18 protein-coding genes are annotated in these 14,851 nt (G+C 62.0%); 8 read left to right on the forward strand and 10 right to left on the reverse strand.

Annotation, left to right across the window (positions count from 1 at the left end):
- Positions 1-114: 114 nt before the first annotated feature.
- The 6 genes from mctP to QWJ46_RS19710 form a co-directional block, all read right to left on the reverse strand.
- A complete protein-coding gene (gene mctP / locus QWJ46_RS19685) occupies positions 115-1,590 on the reverse strand; it encodes a sodium:solute symporter family monocarboxylate transporter (protein WP_302753075.1) in 1,476 nt (491 codons plus the stop codon).
- A complete protein-coding gene (locus QWJ46_RS19690) occupies positions 1,580-1,777 on the reverse strand; it encodes a DUF3311 domain-containing protein (protein ID WP_302753077.1) in 198 nt (65 codons plus the stop codon). Before QWJ46_RS19690 ends, mctP begins: the two co-directional genes overlap by 11 nt.
- Positions 1,778-1,789: 12 nt before the next feature.
- Complete coding sequence (locus tag QWJ46_RS19695) at positions 1,790-1,921, reverse strand: hypothetical protein (RefSeq protein WP_302753079.1); 132 nt, start codon at positions 1,919-1,921, stop codon at positions 1,790-1,792.
- A 127-nt stretch (positions 1,922-2,048) separates the two neighbouring features.
- Positions 2,049-2,693 carry a response regulator transcription factor gene (locus QWJ46_RS19700; RefSeq protein WP_302753081.1) on the reverse strand — a complete coding sequence of 215 codons (645 nt, stop codon included), beginning with the start codon at positions 2,691-2,693 and terminating at the stop codon, positions 2,049-2,051.
- A complete protein-coding gene (locus QWJ46_RS19705) occupies positions 2,690-4,075 on the reverse strand; it encodes a cache domain-containing protein (protein WP_302753082.1) in 1,386 nt (461 codons plus the stop codon). Before QWJ46_RS19705 ends, QWJ46_RS19700 begins: the two co-directional genes overlap by 4 nt.
- An 85-nt stretch (positions 4,076-4,160) precedes the next feature.
- On the reverse strand, positions 4,161-4,625 hold the full coding sequence (locus tag QWJ46_RS19710; protein WP_302753084.1) for an Lrp/AsnC family transcriptional regulator: 465 nt from the start codon (positions 4,623-4,625) through the stop codon (positions 4,161-4,163).
- Positions 4,626-4,787: 162 nt separating this feature from the next.
- On the opposite strand from QWJ46_RS19710, the gene QWJ46_RS19715 reads away from it, so the two are divergent.
- The 5 genes from QWJ46_RS19715 to QWJ46_RS19735 all read left to right on the forward strand — a co-directional run bounded on the left by QWJ46_RS19715 (position 4,788) and on the right by QWJ46_RS19735 (position 8,817).
- Positions 4,788-5,567, forward strand: a complete 780-nt coding sequence (locus tag QWJ46_RS19715; protein ID WP_302753086.1) for an ABC transporter ATP-binding protein — start codon at positions 4,788-4,790, stop codon at positions 5,565-5,567.
- A 48-nt stretch (positions 5,568-5,615) separates the two neighbouring features.
- Positions 5,616-6,389, forward strand: a complete 774-nt coding sequence (locus tag QWJ46_RS19720) for a transporter substrate-binding domain-containing protein (protein ID WP_302753087.1) — start codon at positions 5,616-5,618, stop codon at positions 6,387-6,389.
- 12 nt (positions 6,390-6,401) lie between these two features.
- The gene (locus QWJ46_RS19725; RefSeq protein ID WP_302753089.1) at positions 6,402-7,145 is read left to right on the forward strand and encodes an ABC transporter permease; all 744 of its coding nucleotides are present in this window, start codon (positions 6,402-6,404) and stop codon (positions 7,143-7,145) included.
- The gene (locus tag QWJ46_RS19730; RefSeq protein WP_302753091.1) at positions 7,142-7,831 is read left to right on the forward strand and encodes an ABC transporter permease; all 690 of its coding nucleotides are present in this window, start codon (positions 7,142-7,144) and stop codon (positions 7,829-7,831) included. The genes QWJ46_RS19725 and QWJ46_RS19730 overlap by 4 nt, the downstream gene beginning before the upstream one ends.
- A gap of 77 nt (positions 7,832-7,908) precedes the next feature.
- The gene (locus tag QWJ46_RS19735) at positions 7,909-8,817 is read left to right on the forward strand and encodes a homocysteine S-methyltransferase family protein (RefSeq protein WP_302753093.1); all 909 of its coding nucleotides are present in this window, start codon (positions 7,909-7,911) and stop codon (positions 8,815-8,817) included.
- Positions 8,818-8,874: 57 nt separating this feature from the next.
- Here the strand turns inward: QWJ46_RS19735 and QWJ46_RS19740 are convergent, their stop codons facing one another.
- Positions 8,875-9,309 (reverse strand): MarR family winged helix-turn-helix transcriptional regulator, encoded by a 435-nt coding sequence (locus QWJ46_RS19740; protein ID WP_302753094.1) that lies wholly within the window; start codon positions 9,307-9,309, stop codon positions 8,875-8,877.
- A gap of 207 nt (positions 9,310-9,516) precedes the next feature.
- On the opposite strand from QWJ46_RS19740, the gene QWJ46_RS19745 reads away from it, so the two are divergent.
- The 3 genes from QWJ46_RS19745 to QWJ46_RS19755 all read left to right on the forward strand — a co-directional run bounded on the left by QWJ46_RS19745 (position 9,517) and on the right by QWJ46_RS19755 (position 12,153).
- The gene (locus tag QWJ46_RS19745; protein WP_302753096.1) at positions 9,517-11,331 is read left to right on the forward strand and encodes a chloride channel protein; all 1,815 of its coding nucleotides are present in this window, start codon (positions 9,517-9,519) and stop codon (positions 11,329-11,331) included.
- 136 nt (positions 11,332-11,467) lie between these two features.
- Positions 11,468-11,734 carry a type II toxin-antitoxin system Phd/YefM family antitoxin gene (locus QWJ46_RS19750; protein WP_302753098.1) on the forward strand — a complete coding sequence of 89 codons (267 nt, stop codon included), beginning with the start codon at positions 11,468-11,470 and terminating at the stop codon, positions 11,732-11,734.
- Positions 11,731-12,153 (forward strand): type II toxin-antitoxin system VapC family toxin, encoded by a 423-nt coding sequence (locus QWJ46_RS19755; protein ID WP_302753100.1) that lies wholly within the window; start codon positions 11,731-11,733, stop codon positions 12,151-12,153. The genes QWJ46_RS19750 and QWJ46_RS19755 overlap by 4 nt, the downstream gene beginning before the upstream one ends.
- A 39-nt stretch (positions 12,154-12,192) precedes the next feature.
- Here the strand turns inward: QWJ46_RS19755 and QWJ46_RS19760 are convergent, their stop codons facing one another.
- From QWJ46_RS19760 to QWJ46_RS19770, 3 genes are read right to left on the reverse strand one after another with little or no spacing between them, the layout of a single operon-like run.
- A complete protein-coding gene (locus QWJ46_RS19760; protein WP_302753101.1) occupies positions 12,193-12,963 on the reverse strand; it encodes an ABC transporter ATP-binding protein in 771 nt (256 codons plus the stop codon).
- A gap of 9 nt (positions 12,964-12,972) precedes the next feature.
- Positions 12,973-13,956 (reverse strand): ABC transporter substrate-binding protein, encoded by a 984-nt coding sequence (locus QWJ46_RS19765; protein ID WP_302753103.1) that lies wholly within the window; start codon positions 13,954-13,956, stop codon positions 12,973-12,975.
- Between the two features lie 39 nt (positions 13,957-13,995).
- Positions 13,996-14,847 carry an ABC transporter permease gene (locus tag QWJ46_RS19770; RefSeq protein WP_302753105.1) on the reverse strand — a complete coding sequence of 284 codons (852 nt, stop codon included), beginning with the start codon at positions 14,845-14,847 and terminating at the stop codon, positions 13,996-13,998.
- Positions 14,848-14,851 lie beyond the last annotated feature (4 nt).

The raw sequence follows: 14,851 nt of genomic DNA on the forward strand, positions 1-14,851 counted from the left end.
GAATGCCCAGACTCGCGTAAACCTCAATCTCTCGAACCGCCCGGTGCGGACCCGCATGCCGGGTGGTGTGGCAGGGGTGCGATCACATCGATCGCCCCCTATGCCGATTTCATCTCAGGCCCGAACCGGAGCCCTGGCCGGAAGCAGAGCGTTGATCACGACTGCGACGCCGATGTTTGCCGCAAGCGCCAGCAGTCCGGTGTAAACGGTGAAGGGTTCGCCGCCGAGGCTGATCAGGTGCAGGGGCTTCCAGCCGGCATCCCAGACGAGATAGGTGCCGCCGCAGAAGCCGACGAACCAGCCGGCAAGCAGAGCGGGTGCGCGGAACCAGCTGGTATAGAGGCCGAAGACCAGCGCCGGGAGCGTCTGCAGGATCCAGATGCCGCCGAGCAGCTGCAGGTCGAGTGCGAACTGCGTCGGCAGGAAGAGGATGACAAGCAGCGCACCGATCTTGACGACGAGCGACGTGACCTTTGCGACCTTGGCTTCGCCCGCATCGCTGACTTTGGGATCGACATAGGCTTTCCAGAAATTACGGGTGAAGAGATTGGCCGCGCCAATGCTCATCACTGCTGCCGGCACCAGCGCGCCGATGGCGATCGCCGCAAAGGCGAAGCCGGAGAACCAGCCCGAAAACAGCGTTTTGAACAGCGTGGGAACGACGTCATTGGCGCTGTCGAGCTTCAGGTTGGCGGCATGGCCCATATAGCCGAGCAGCGCCAGAAGGCCGAGCAGCAGCGTATAGGCGGGCAGCAGGATCGCGTTCTTGCGGATCGTCTTGCCGCTGTTGGAGGCAAAGATTCCCGTCAGCGTATGCGGATACATGAAGGCTGCGAGCGCCGAACCGAGAGCGAGCGTGGCATAGGCGACGTACTGATTGCCACCGAGCAGCAGGTTGCCGGAACCCTTGGCCTGGAAAGCTGCGTCCGCCGAGGCGAAGACATTGGCGTAGCCGCCGAGCTTCGACGGGATCAGCGCGACCGCGGCGATCACCACGATATAGATCATGATGTCCTTGACGAAGGCGATCAAGGCGGGGGCGCGCAGGCCTGCCGAATAGGTATAGAGCGCCAGCACGATGAAGGCGATCGCGAGCGGCAGTTCGCCATGCAGTCCGAGCGCCTTCAGAACCGCCGTCATGCCGACGAGCTGCAGGGCGATATAGGGCATGGTGGCGATGACGCCGGTAGCCGCGACGGCGAGCTCGAGACCGCGCGATCCGTATTGCCCGTGAACGACGTCGGCTGCCGTCACATAGCCGAAATCCTTGGCGCGTTTCCACAGGACCGGCATAACCATGAAGACGAAGGGATAGACGACGATCGTATAGGGTAGCGCGAAGAAGCCGTAGGCGCCGACCGTATAGACCAGCGCCGGAACGGCGATGACGGTATAAGCGGTGTAAAAATCGCCGCCGACGAGGAACCAGGTGATCCAGGTGCCGAAGTTGCGGCCGCCGAGACCCCATTCATCGATATGGGCCAGCGTCTCGGGCTTGCGCCAGCGGCTGGCGACGAAGCCCATGACGGTGACGAGGGCGAAGAAGAAGATGAAGACGGCAAGCGCCGTGCCGTCGATGTCAGTCGTCATGGCGAACGCTCCGATAGGCGATCCAGGTCAGCGTCGCGGTGATCGGCACCCAGAGAAGCTGATACCAGTAGAAGAAGGGAAAGCCGAAAAGCGACGGCTCACGGAGATTGTAGAATGGCGGCCAGAGCAGCCCTATGTAAGGAATGATCAGCAGCCAGAGCGCTGCCTTGCTATGTGGTTTTTCCATGTCGGGTACCTTTCAAGCGCCGCGGCCGGCGGTCGCCATGTTCCAGTTGTCGGCGTGGAAGGCAGGTCTGTCAGCCGGTGGTCGCGGCGAGCCCGGTTCGGATCGCTCGACCTTTTCAGCCGATCGAAAGCGGATGTAACGCATATGAATTCCTCCCAACGACTGACACTTGGCCAGCCGCGGATGGAGTCCTAGGACGTCGGTTTTGCCCTCACAAGATGGGTGTCAGGCCGAAATGCGGGGCTCTACCCAGAAGTGGGTAGACCGGGATTCATCTCACTTTGGAGATGATGCCGTGATCCAGCGCATAGCGGATGAGGCCTGCCGTCGTTGCGATACCGAGCTTCTTCTTGAGGTTCTTGCGGTGCGTTTCCGCCGTCGCGGCGGTTATTCCGAGCGCTTCGGCGATCTCCCGGTTGCTCCTGCCGGCAACGATCAGTCCGAGAATGTCGCGCTCGCGTGGCGTCAGCGGATCACTGCCCTCTTCCGCGCGTTCGCCCATCAGTGCGTCGAAGACGCCCGAGGAGAAATAGGTGCCCCCGGCCGCCACGGTGTCGATGGCCGAGACGATCTCGTCGGTCGAAACATCTTTGAGCACGTAACCGGCAGCGCCATGCATGACCGAGGAGGAGATATATTCGCGGCTGTCATGCATGGAGAGCATCACGACCCGTGCCTGGGGAAGCTCGTTCCTGAACAGCTCGATCGCATCGATGCCGCTGAGTTTCGGCATGTTGATGTCCATCAGCACCACCTGCGGCTGGATCTGCCGGGCGATGTCGAGACCCGTTTGGGCAAGCCCGGCGGTGCCGGCGACTTCGATATGGTCGAATGTTTCCAACACGGCTTTCAATCCGTCCAGCACCAGCGGATGGTTGTCGATCAGGAGAACCCTGATTTTCGGCCGTTCGCTCATGCGGCTTCTGCCTGCTTGCCGGCCGGCAGATTGGCCGATCTCGGCATCATCGCCGTCAGCGTCGTGCCGGACTCGCTGCTGTTGATGAGCAGCAGGCCCCGGAAGTGGGCCATCCGCTCCTGCATGTTGCGCAGCCCGAGCCCTGATCCGCCGGCTGCGCCGTCCTTGCTGCCGTCGAAGCCGGTGCCGTTGTCTGAAATCGTCATGCGGGCGCGGCCTCCGTCGCTCCAGAGCTTCACCGAAAGCTTCGAGGCGCCCGAGTGCCGCTCGACATTGTTGAAGGCTTCCTGGGCGACGCGATAGAGGGCGGTGTTGGCCTCGGCTTTCAGTGTGCCGGTAAAGCCTGAAGCGTCGATATCAGTCTCGATCCCCGTGCGCTCGGCGAAATGATGACAGAGCGCCTCCAGCGCGGCTGTCAGGCCGAGATCGTCGAGCACACGAGGGCGCAGATCGTGCGACAGCCGGCGGATTTCCTTGATTGCGCCGTTCAGCGCCTCGACGCCACGGTCGATGGTCAGCGCTGCATCGTCGACATTGATCCTGACCTTGCGGCCGGCGAGATCCATCGCATAGCGCACCCCGAGAAGGTTCTGGGAAACGCCGTCATGCAGCTCGCGGGCGAGCCGCGCGCGTTCTTCCTCCTGGGTATCGATGACCCGCTGCGTCAGCTCCTTGAGCCGGCTGTCAGCCATACGGCGCTCATGGAAGGTCAGCAGCATGCAGGTCGTGAAGACGACGAGCACCGAGGGTACGGCAATCAGTGCGACGATGACGAAGGTTCGTCTGATATTGGCGCGCATCACGGCGTTGGCGGCCGCACTCTGGGCAAAGACGTCGTCGAGATAGACACCGGTTCCCACCACCCAGTGCCATTTGTCGAGGCTGACGACGAAGGAGAGCTTGTCGGCGATCTGTCCGGTCGAGGGTTTCTGCCATTTGTATTGATGCAGGCCGCCGCCGGCCTTTGCCGTGGCGATGAGCTCGGCAATCACCTTGTCGCCGTCAGGATCGGTAAGATTCAGCCAATTTTGCCCATGCCGGAAGCTCTGGCGCGGATGGACGATATTGTTGCCGTCATAGTCATAGACGAAGAAATAGCCATCCCTGCCGTAATCGAGCGAGGTCAGAATTTCAGCTACCTGCTGCTTGGCGGCTTCGTCGTCGGGACCGGCCTTGTCGTAGATCGCCTGGATGGCCGACAAGGCAAGATTGGTCAGGTTGAGGATTTCGGTTTCCTTGGTCTTCAGCATGTTCTGCTCGAACGTGTCGATGCTGTTCTTGGCGAGATTTGCCGATTGCCAGGTGATGAAGGAGGTGATCGCAAGGATCGAAACGACGAGCGGGACGATCGCCAATGCGATGATCTGGTGTCGTAGGGTCAAGGCTCGTTCCTCCCGAAATTGCGTCCGGAATTATGCCGTTTGTCCGAGATGAGTCCAGCAGCTTGCCGGCGGCACGAGATGATGGTTATTCCAGCGGCACGAACAGGCCGAGCTTGACGTCCCGCAGCACGACGTTGGTGTGCATGCGGCGGATCTGCGGGTTGTCAGCCATGATCAGGGCGGCGATGTCATCATAATGCTCGACGTCGCGGGCGGTGACGATCGCGATCAGATCGACCGCGCCGGTGACGTAATAGACCTGCTGGATATGATCCTGTTTTTCCGCCCAGACGCGGAACTTCGCCAAGGCGTCGTAATTGTCCCGCTCGATCTCCATTCCGACAATGAACACCATCGATGTCCCCGTCGCCTTCCGGTCGAGGACGGCGACCTCAGCCTTGATGACGCCCTCCTCGCGCAGCCGCTTCAATCGCCGCTGCACGGCCGAGACCGACAACCCCACGCGTTCGGCGATCGTTTCGGCCTTCAGCTGGCAGTCGCGCTGAACGATATCGAGAATGTCGCGGTCAAAACGATCCAGCTGTTCCATTGTCCAGTCCATTTCGGCGGTTCGCGGCTCAGGCGTTCTGCCTGGTTTGCCGCATAAGGAAGATTATTTTGCACATTTAACGCAGAAGAGGCAGAAATTGCGCGAAAAAACCGCGCACTTTTATCATTATCCTTCGCAAACTCAGTTCAGCCGGACCCATGCATGTCGGATCAGCCCATTCCTGCTCTTCGCGTCGAAGATCTTCATAAAAGCTTCGGCTCGCAACAGGTTCTCAAGGGTATTTCGGCTGAGGCCCATAAGTCTGACGTCATCTCCATTATCGGCTCGTCCGGTTCTGGCAAGAGCACCTTCCTCAGATGCATCAATTTTCTGGAAACGCCGGATCGTGGCCGCATCGCCGTGAACGGCGAGGAAGTCGCTCTGAAGAGCGGCCGCGGCGGACGGCTGCAGCCGCAGAGCTGGCGGCAGATCGAGCGGCTGCGAACCGGGCTCGGCATGGTCTTTCAGAGCTTCAATCTCTGGGCTCATCGAACCGTCCTGGAAAACGTCATCGAGGCGCCGGTGCATGTCATGGGCGTTTCTAGGCGCGAAGCGATCGAAAAGGCGGAAGCCCTGCTGCACAAGGTCGGGCTCTTCGACAAGCGTGACGCCTACCCCGCCTTTCTCTCCGGCGGCCAGCAGCAGCGCGCGGCGATCGCAAGAGCGCTCTGCGTCGATCCCGCCGTCATGCTGTTCGATGAGCCGACATCGGCGCTCGATCCCGAGCTGGTTGGCGAGGTGCTGAAAGTCATCCGCGACCTGGCGGAAGAGGGCCGGACCATGCTGATCGTCACGCATGAAATGCGCTTCGCTCGCGAGGTTTCAAGCCGCGTCCTCTTCCTGCACCAAGGGCGGATCGAGGAGGAAGGCCCGCCGGAACAAGTCTTCGGGGCGCCTGTCAGCGCCCGCTGCCGGGAATTCACCGGTCTCACCGCCCACTGATCTCGCATCGAGCCATCACCCATCACACGAACCAGGAGAACCCTGCGAATGAAACTGCTCCCCACGCTTTTCGCCGGCGTCGCATTTGCGCTTTCCGCCGTTGCGGCACAGGCCGACGTCCGCTTCGGCGTCATGAACGAATCTTATCCGCCCTTCTTCGCCAAGGACGCTTCGGGCGAATGGCAGGGATGGGAAATCGACCTGATGAATGCCGTCTGCGAAGAGATGAAGGAGAAGTGCTCGATCGTCGAGATCTCCTGGGACGGCCTCATTCCGGCTCTTCAGAGCAAGAAGTTCGACGTGATCTGGTCGTCGATGTCGAACACCGCCGAACGCTCGAAGGTGATCGACTTTACCGACAAATATTACAACACGCCGAGCACCCTGATCGGCCCTAAGGACCAGAAGCCGGGCGCCACGGCCGAGGACGTGAAGGGCAAGACCATCGGCATTCAGGTGTCGACGATCCAGTCGGAATATTACAAGAAGTATTTTGCCGCTGCCGCCGAGGAAAAGACCTACCAGACGCTCGACGAGGCTTTCCAGGACCTCGCTTCCGGCCGCATCGATTACGTCTTCGGGGATTCCCTGGCGCTTGACGCCTTCCTGAAAAGCGATGCCGGCAAGGATTGCTGCGCTAACATGGGCGATGTCGCCGACGACAAGGAGATCCTCGGGGCTGGCGTTTCCGGCGGCCTGCGCAAGGAAGATTCCGAGCTGAAAGCCAAGCTGAACAAGGCAATCGCGGCGGTGCGCGCCAGTGGTCGGTATGACGCGATCACCAAGAAATACTTCGACTTCGATATCTATGGCGCGAAGTAAGCTCTCCTAGAAATGGCGACCGCGCAACAAGGCATTCTGGACCTGCTGTCCCCCTATCCTCCGGGATGGGGCGGCGTTCTTCTGGCCGGTGCGGTCTCCACGGTCGCGATCTCCGCCTGCGCCTTCGCCGTCGGTCTGCTGCTCGGCACGGGCGGTGCGCTGGGAAAGCTCTCGGGCAACCCAGTGCTCCGCCTGGTGCTCGATCTCTATACGACGGTCATTCGCGCCGTTCCCGAACTGATCCTGATCGTCGGGCTCTATTATGCCGGCACCGATGGCCTCAACCGGCTGTTGGCGGCATTCAACCTGCCGCCGGTCGAGGTGAACGGCTTCGTCGCCGCCGTCGCCGTGCTCGGTTTCGTGCAGGGCGCCTATATGACCGAGGTGCTGCGCGGCGCGATCCTTGCCATCCCCGTCGGCCAGATCGAGGCCGCCAAGGCTTTCGGCATGGGGCCGATGCTGCGCTTCCGCCGCATCCTGCTGCCGGCGCTGTTGCCGAACGCGCTGCCGGGTCTTGCCAATCTCTGGATGTCGGTCACCAAGGACAGCGCGCTGGTCGCGGTCGTCGGCTATCAGGAGTTAGCGCTCGCCACCCGTCTCGCCGGGGCAAGCACCAAGCACTACTTCGTTTTTTTCTTCGCTTCGGCTCTTCTCTATCTCGCCATCACACTCGCTTCCAACGTCGTCTTCAAACTGATCGAAGGGCGGGTGCGGCGGGGACAGCCGCGTCTGGCCGGAGGAAAGCGGCCGCCATGAGTTTCACCTGGATCTCCTCCTATTGGCCGCTGCTTCTGACCGGCGCCTGGCAGACCGTCGCGCTGCTTGTCATATCAGTGGCGTTCGGTTTTGTGATCGCCATCGGTCTCGCCTTCGCGCAGGTCAGCGGCGGCTGGCTGACGCGGCTTGTCGCCCGCGGCTACTGCACCTTCTTCCGCGGCACACCGCTGCTGATCCAGCTTTGGCTCCTCTATTACGGGATCGGCTCGCTGCTGCCCATGATCCCCGGCATCCGCCAGAGCCTGTTCTGGCCTATCCTGCGCGAGGGCTTTTTCTTCGCTTCCGTCAGCTTCACGCTGAATTATGCGGCCTATGAGGCGGAAGTGCTGCGCGGCGCGCTGCTTGCCGTTCCCAAGGGCGAGCTCGAGGCCGGTCGGGCTTTCGGCCTGTCGCCCTGGAAGCTCACCCGCCGCATCTGGTTGCCGCGCGCCATTCGCATCGCCCTGCCGACCATCGCCGGAGAGATCGTCATGCAGCTCAAAGCGACGCCGCTCGCTTTCACGGTGACGGTGATGGATCTCTACGCCGTCGCCAATAAGGTTCGCCAGGACACGCTGCTGGTCTACGAACCGCTCATCGTCGTCACCCTCTTCTATCTCGCCCTGACCGCGGTGATCGCCCACGTCTTTCGAGGTCTCGAAGCGCAGGTGCCGGTTCGCCGCTAGGCCACGAAAAGCTCGCCACTTTGTTTTGAAAAGCCCGCTGCCGGTAACGGCGCGACAGCCTGAATGGAGACTACCTGATGAGCACAACGCGAATTCTCGACGGGGGCATGAGCCGCGAGCTTCTACGGCTGGGCGCCGAACTCAAGCAGCCGGAATGGTCGGCGCTGGCGCTGATGAGCTCGCCTGACATCGTGCGGGAAGTGCACCAGGAATTCATCGCCGCCGGGTCTGAGATCATCACGACGAACAGCTATGCGCTCGTGCCCTTCCATATCGGCGAAGACCGATTTCATGAGGAGGGGCCGGCGCTGATCCGACTTGCAGGTCGTCTGGCGCGTGAGGCTGCCGGTGCCGTGACCGATAGAAAGGTGCTGGTTGCCGGCTCGCTGCCGCCGATCTTCGGCTCCTACGAGCCGCAGAATTTCCAGCCTGCCCGGGTGCAGGACTATCTTGAGGTGCTGGTCGAAAATCTCGCGCCCTTCGTCGATATTTGGCTCGGTGAGACTTTGAGCCTGATCGCCGAGGGTGAGGCCGTCCGCAAGGCGGTGGCGGCATCGGGCAAGCCGTTCTGGATTTCCTTTACATTGGCGGATGACGAGACGGCGATCAGGGGCGGCGCGCCGAAACTCCGCTCCGGCGAAAGCGTCGAGGAGGCGGCGTCCTGGGCGGTGTCATCGGGTGCGGCGGCTTTCCTGTTCAATTGCAGCAAGCCCGAGGTCATGCGGGCTGCGGTCGAGGCGGCGGCACGGGTGTTCCGGGAGAGGAATGCTCCCATCGAAATCGGCGTCTATGCCAATGCCTTCGAAGGGGAAACAGGCGAGGCAGCCGCCAATGAAGGCCTGCACGATACCCGTGACGACCTGAACGACGATGCCTATTCGCGCTTTGCCTGTTCCTGGGCCGAGGCCGGAGCGACGATCATCGGCGGCTGCTGCGGCATCGGCGCTGCCCATATTCATCGCCTCAGGAACACGCTCTTCGGTTGAAGGGACGACCGACGAGATGCAGGCTGGGACGATGGCTACATCTGCCGGCTCTGTCACTCACTCCGCCTTCGGCGCCGTCTTCTGAAGCTCGAGAAGAAGCTCGATCAATTTCGGGGCCATCACCCTGATTTCTGAGACATGGACGGCGCTCAGCCTCGTCAGAAGCTCGTCCGCCTTGTCGGTCAGGGCGAGCGTCTGGCGGCGCCGGTCGGCAGGATCGGCATGGCGTTCGACGAGCCCGGCATCCGACAGCCGCCCGACAAGCTCGGTCGCCGTATGGGGCGCAATGATGAGCCTATCGGCTAGCATGCCGATGGTCATAGCATCCCCGCGTTGGCCCTTGATCGCCAGCAGAGCCTGGTGCTGCTGCGGAGGCAGCCCTTCAGACTGTGCGGCGGAGGCGCTGAAATCCATGAATTGACGAAGTGCGAATCTGAGGTCGGCAAGAGCCTCGTAATCCTCCCGTCTCAGCGGCGGCGCGGCTTTCTTCAAACTCGTTCTCCTCTGCCGCTGGGTCTGCGGGTGGCGATCCGTGCGGGAGTTATTTCCGGTATCGAATAGATGGGCGGGCGTCAGCCGGTCAAGCGAAGCATGTTCAAAAGGCATGTTCGTCTTCACGCTTTCATCCGTTGATTTAGATCGTATTACGATATATTCAAGCCGCTCAAGCATACCTATTTCCGCGTAGCAGAGGCTTCCATGGCGCAGCATCAAACCAGCAACCGGCCGCACGACTTTACGGGCGGTCTTTCCCGGCGCGAGGCCGGAGATTTCACCACCGACAGGCGGGTTCTCGTCCTGATCGGCATGGCCATCATCATCGGCTCGGCCGGCGCCTTTGCAGCATGGTGCCTCGTCAGCCTCATCGCGCTGGTGACCAATGTTATCTGGTTCGGGAAGATCGGCATCGAGCCCGCCTCGCTGGCCGGCGTAACGCGTTCGCTGTGGGTGGTGCTGGTGCCGCCGCTCGGAGGGCTCGTGATCGGGCTGATGGCCCGCTTCGGATCCGAGAAGATCCGCGGCCACGGCATTCCGGAAGCGATCGAGGCCATTCTGATCGGCGGCAGCCGAATGTCGCCGAAGGTCGCTGTCCTGAAGCCGCTGTCTTCGGCGATCTCGATCGGAACGGGCGGTCCGTTCGGCGCCGAGGGACCGATCATCATGACCGGTGGCGCGATCGGCTCGCTGTTTGCCCAATTCTTTCACATGAGCGCGGCCGAGCGGAAGACGCTTCTCGTTGCGGGTGCGGCCGCAGGCATGACGGCGATTTTCGGCTCGCCGATCGCCGCGGTCATGCTGGCGGTCGAACTGCTGTTGTTCGAATGGAAGCCGCGCAGCTTTATTCCCGTCGCCGTTGCCGCCTGCGTGTCGATCTGCTGGCGCCCCCTGCTGTTCGGCGCCGGGCCGCTGTTCGAGACCCATTTCCAGGTGACCCTGCCCTGGTGGGGAATTTTCGCCTGTGCGGCAATGGGCATCATTTCAGGTCTGCAATCCGGCTTGCTGACGACGCTGCTCTACAAGATCGAGGACCTGTTCGAAGCCCTGCCGATCCACTGGATGTGGTGGCCGGCGCTCGGCGGTCTCGTCATCGGTCTCGGTGGTCTGATCGAACCGCGGGCCATGGGCGTCGGCTACGACATCATAGACGGCCTGCTCAACAATCGGCTGCTCGCACCGGCCGTACTGTCGATCCTGCTGGTGAAGACGATCATCTGGTTGTTTGCCCTGTCGTCCGGCACTTCGGGCGGCGTGCTCGCGCCGCTCCTGATTTTCGGCGGCGCACTCGGATGGCTGGTCGGGCTCGTCATGCCCGGCAACGATCCCGGCTTCTGGGCGCTGCTCGGAATGGCGGCGATGATGGGCGGAACAATGCGCGCGCCGCTGACGGGGACCTTCTTCGCGATGGAGATCACCGGCGACGTCAGCACCCTCGTTTCCCTGCTCGCGGCAACGGTGGTGGCCTATGCCGTCACGGTGCTGCTGCTGCGCCGCTCGATCCTCACCGAGAAGATCGCGCGCCGCGGGCAGCACATCACCCGCGAATATGGCGTCGATCCGTTCGAGCTGTCCCGAGCCAGGGAGATCATGATCAGCGATGTCGACACGCTTCCTGTCAGCATGACGGTCGGTCAGGTATGCGACTTGTTCGTCTCTCAAGAGAAAACTCACCGGATCTATCCGGTGGTCGATGCTGCGGGCAGGCTGGCCGGCATCGTATCACGGGCCGATGCCCTTCTCTGGCAGGGGAAGCCGGAGCTGGCCACCCAAACGCTCGGCGAAAACGTCACAGACGACTCGGTTCCCGTGGGGCACCCTGACGATACGGTCGCCTTCATTGCCGACCTGATGCTGTCGACGGACAGCGGCCGCATTCCGATCATCGATCCAGTATCGGGCAAGCTGTGCGGCCTGGTCGCCCGCAAGGACCTGCTGCGGTTGCGCAGTTCCTACCGGTCAGCGGAACTGGACCGGCGGCCCTATCTGACGGCCGGCGCGAGGAGCAAGCCGTCATAACTGTTCTGCGGTCTTTTCCGGGCAATACGGGGCCGAGCGTCTTCGGCCCACGTGAGCTAACGAGTGACGGCTGCTTGCCACTCACCCAGTCTTGTCTATATAGTCATTATAGTCATTCTGGTCAGGAGAACGCGCGATGCAGCCGTCACCACATGTCGATGAAAGCTGGACCGTTGCCAGCGCAAAGGCGAAGCTTTCCGAAGTCATCGAACGCGCGCAATCCACGCCGCAGACGATTACGCGAAACGGCAAGCCGAGTGTCGTGGTCGTCTCTGCCGAGGAATGGCAGCGGAAGACCGCCCGCAAGGGCACGCTTGCCGAATTTCTGATGCAATCGCCCTTACGCGACGCCGGTCTGGACCTTGAGCGCCAACGCGATGAACCGCGTGATCCGGCGCTGTGAAGCTTTTGCTCGATACCAATGTCCTGTCCGAGGTGACCAAGCCGAACCCTGATGCGCGCGTCCTGGAGTGGCTGAACAAGCTCGACGAGGATCGCTCCTTCATCAGCATCGTATCGGTGGCAGAGATCCGGCGCGGTGTTGCCCTGATGGACAAGGGACGCAAACGCGATGCGTTGGCCGAATGGCTTGCCCACGACCTGACGCAACGCTTCGAGCATCGCATCATTCCGGTGGATGAACCGGTTGCCCTGGCCTGGGGAGACCTTATGGGCCATGCAAAACGCGGTGGCCGCGGCCTGTCGTCGATGGACGGCCTGATCGCGGCTACCGCAGTTGCTCACCATCTCGGCCTTGCGACGCGCAACACCAGGGATTTCGAGGGCTTTGGGATCGAACTGATCGATCCCTGGGCCGGGTGAAATATCTCCAGCCTGCAGAACCGATAGAGGCCGCAGCCTTCAGTGCAGTCCGAACAGGTTCAGCAGCTTCTCGCGGTGTCGGACGAATTCCGGAGCACTGCGGTCGCGCGGGCGAGCCAGATCGATTTCGATCAGGCGCGGTTCGGCTCCCTTCTCCCGCGGCAGGATTAGGATCCGGTCGGCGAGATAGATCGCCTCTTCGAGGTCGTGTGTGACGAGAATGGTCGTTACATCCTCGTCGCGCCAGATCCGCGCGAGCTCCTGCTGCATGCCGATCTTGGTCATGGCGTCGAGCGCGCCGAGCGGTTCGTCGAGCAATAGGATTTCGGGCTGGACGGCAAGCGCCCGGGCGATGCCGACGCGCTGCGCCATGCCGCCGGAGAGCTGCCGGGGATAGGCCGCCTCGAATTGCTGCAGGCCGACAAGCTTGACATAGTGGCGTGCCCGCCCCCTCGCCTGCTCGTGGGAGAGGCCTCTCGTTTTCAGTCCGAAAGCGACGTTGTCGAGTACCGTAAGCCAGGGAAGAAGGCGCGGCTCCTGGAAGATGACGGCGCGTTCGGCGCCGACGCCTCGTATTGCCTTGCCATCGACCAGAACCTCCCCGGTATCGGAATCCTCAAGCCCGGCGAGAACCCTGAGCAGGGTCGTCTTGCCCGAACCGCTGGCGCCGACGATGGCGAGGCTTTCGCCGGAGCGGATATGGAGATTGATATCCTTTAGAACCTGCAGGGGTTTGCCATTCAGTCTGTAGGATTTGGAGAGACGACGGATCGTCACCTCTCCGCGGCGAATATCCTCGGCGATGCTCATCGCGGTTCCTCAGTTGCTTGCCGGCTTGGCGTCGGCGGTAAAGAGAATGTCCTTGGCCGCCAGCTGGCCTTGCTTCAGCTTGCCTTCGCGAACCAGGACGTCGATCCAGAACTGGATGTCGCGCTCGACCGGCAGGCCGCCGGCGCGCACGCCGTAACCGCGGAAGTACTGCGCGATATCGGGATTCTCGCCACGTTCGGCGAGCGCCTTGGCGAGGATCTTCTTGGTTTCCTCGGGATGCTCGCGGGCATAGTCGAGAGCGCGGGCCGACTGTTCGACGAAGATTTTCGAGGCGTCCGGATGTTGCTTGATGAAATCACGGCGCAGGACCACGAAGCCGCCGGCAATGTCGCCGAGTACGTCGGTATCGTCGAAAACCGCACGCAGTCCGCCGTTCTTGAGTGCGGCGCCCTCGAAGGTCGTCTGCCAATATCCGAAGGCGGCGATATCGACTTGCTTGGAGCGCAGCACCTGCTCGAGCTGGGGTCCGGGAACGACGACCTGATTGGCGGAGTCGCTCGGCAGGCCGACGGAATGCAGGGCCTCGCGGATGGTATAATCGAGATGCGCACCGAGCGTGTTGACGGCGATGCTCTTGCCGGCAATGTCCTTGATACTCTTGATCGGGCTGTCTTCCAGCACGTAGAAGGTCGACTGCACGTCGTCATTGATGCCGTTCGAGGGATAGACGGCGACGAAGTCGTTGCCGCCGATGATCGAATTGAGGACGGCGGAGGTGGCGGCACTGCCGATCTCGACATCACCGGATGCGAGAGCGATGAGGGACGCCGGGCCGCCCTGGGCATAGCCGACATTCTCAAACGTGATGCCGGTGCCGTCGAAATAGCCGAGTTCGGCGGCGAGTTCATGGGCGGCAAGGCCGCCTTGGCTCGCGAGGTAGCGCAGCTTCACCGTGTCGGTGGCTGCGGCGGGCGTCGCAAGACCGAGAGCGATCAGGGCCGGCAGGAGAAGATTGCGTGGATGGAGTGTCATGGAATGTCCTTTCGGAAGAGGAAAATCTGGGGAAGCGGGTCAGGTGCTCGGCTGAGACCAGCGGCAGAGACGGCGCTGCAGGAGAACGAGCAGGGCATTGGCGGCAAGCCCGAGGAAGGCGAGCAGCAGGATCGCCGCAAACATCAGCGGGATCTGGAAATTGTACTGGGCGTTCATCACCTGAAAGCCGATGCCTTTGTTGGCGCCGATCATCTCGGCAGCAATCAGCAGCAGGAGCGCAGTCGTCGCCGAAAGACGCAGGCCAACGAAAATCGCCGGGACGGATGCCGGCAGAATGACACGGCGGAAGACGGTCAGCGGCCCGGCGCCATAGGTGCGCGCCATCTCGATGAGCTTCTTGTCCACTTCCTTGACGCCGCCGATGGTGGAGAGCAGCACCGGAAACAACGTCGCCCAGAAGATCACGAAGATCTTCGAGGTTTCGCCGAGGCCGAGCAGCAGGATGAAAACCGGATAGAGCGCCAGCGCCGACGTCTGTCGGAAGAGCTGCAGGATCGGGTCGAGCGCCTGTTCGACCAAGCGAAACTGGCCCATGAACAGGCCGAGCGGAATACCGACAACAACGGCAAAGGCGAAGGCGGTTCCGGAGCGTTGTAGGCTGATGGCGATGTCATCGAGCAAGGCGCCATTGGCAAGATTGGTCCACAGCGCCGACAGGATCACGTTCAAGGGCGGGAAGACGGCGGGATTGATCCAGCCCCTGGTGCTCGACACCTGCCAGAGCACGAGGAAGCTGATGAGCAGACCGTAGCGCGGCAGAAATGCCGCGAGCACTCCGCGCACATGGGAGACCAGAGGGGAACTACTGCTCTTGCTGCTTTTCAGCCGGCCGAAGCTTCTCGGAAGAGCCTGATTGATTTCGTAGGCCATGGCT

It is taken from the genome of Rhizobium sp. CBN3, from assembly GCF_030518245.1.
GTDB lineage: Bacteria > Pseudomonadota > Alphaproteobacteria > Rhizobiales > Rhizobiaceae > Rhizobium > Rhizobium aethiopicum_A.